Genomic DNA, 1,111 nt, shown 5'->3' on the forward strand with positions numbered 1-1,111 from the left:
CCTGCTGGCGGTCGGCCGGCCGCGCGACCTGGCCCAGGGCCGCCGGCTGATCGAGGCCGGCACGCCGATGGACGCCGAGTTGCTCGCCGACCCGTCGCGGCCCCTGAAGGCGGCCACCGCCTGAGCTCCCGCGCGGGTGTCTCCCGAGCTCCCGCGCGGGTGCCGCGCGAGCCCCGGGCGGCACCCGCGCGGCCCTCGGGTGGACGGGCCCGGCTTCCGAGTGTCAGTGGCAGATGGCAGGCTTGTTGCCGTGACCGAGATTGACGCAAAGATCGATGCTCTCGTCCCCGCCTGGCTCACCCTCCCCGACATCGCCGAACAGATGGACGTCGAGGTGACGCGCGTGCGGCAGCTGGTCAAGGACGGCCAGCTGATCGCCGTACGCCGCGGCGAGAACCGCGCACTGCACGTCCCCGCCGCCTTCATCGACGGGGACAAGGTGGTCAAGGGCCTGTCCGGGACCCTGACCCTGCTCCGGGACGACGGCTTCACGGTCGAAGAGATGATCGAGTGGCTCTTCACCCCCGACCCGACCCTGCCCGGCACCCCCGCGCAGGCGCTCGGCGAGAATCGCGGCACGGAGGTGAAGCGCCGCGCCCAGGCGCTCGCCGTCTGACCCTGATCGGAAGAACCGTCCGGCGCCGGCCGCCGGGCCGTGGCCCCCGGGTCGCGGCCGGGCCGGTGCCCGGCCGCACACCGCACCGCAGATCCGGGGGGAACCACCCATGTCCGACGCCGCCACGGCCACCGCCCGCGACCGCCTCGCCGGCGCCCTGCTCTACCTGTGCACGGACGCGCGCACGCGCCAGGGCGACCTGCCCGAGTTCCTCGACGCCGTGCTGTCCGCCGGTGTCGACATCGTGCAGCTGCGGGACAAGGGCATGGAGGCCGCCGAGGAGCTGGAGCACCTGGAGGTCTTCGCCGACGCCTGCGCCCGGCACGGCGGACTGCTCGCGGTCAACGACCGCGCGGACGTCGCCCACGCCGCCCGCGCCGGCGTGCTGCACCTCGGCCAGGGCGACCTGCCCGTCCCCGCCGCGCGGGCGATCCTCGGCGACCAGGTCCTGATCGGCCGTTCCACCCACTCCGAGGCGGAGGCCGGGGCCGCCGC

Annotated in this window: 3 protein-coding genes; all 3 read left to right on the forward strand. The window is 75.3% G+C overall.

Annotated features, from left to right (window positions below; all coding sequences use genetic code 11):
* Positions 1–124 (forward strand): oxidoreductase C-terminal domain-containing protein (locus IE249_RS35905; protein ID WP_308434300.1); only part of this gene is annotated, 124 nt, incomplete at its 5' end.
* 126 nt (positions 125–250) lie between these two features.
* Positions 251–616: an Rv2175c family DNA-binding protein gene (locus tag IE249_RS02180; RefSeq protein WP_189703026.1), complete on the forward strand. Its 366-nt coding sequence runs from the start codon at positions 251–253 to the stop codon at positions 614–616.
* 109 nt (positions 617–725) lie between these two features.
* Positions 726–1,111 (forward strand): thiamine phosphate synthase (locus IE249_RS35910; RefSeq protein WP_229857258.1); only part of this gene is annotated, 386 nt, incomplete at its 3' end.

This window comes from Streptomyces anandii JCM 4720 (genome assembly GCF_014650655.1).
GTDB classification, from domain to species: Bacteria; Actinomycetota; Actinomycetes; order Streptomycetales; family Streptomycetaceae; genus Streptomyces; species Streptomyces anandii.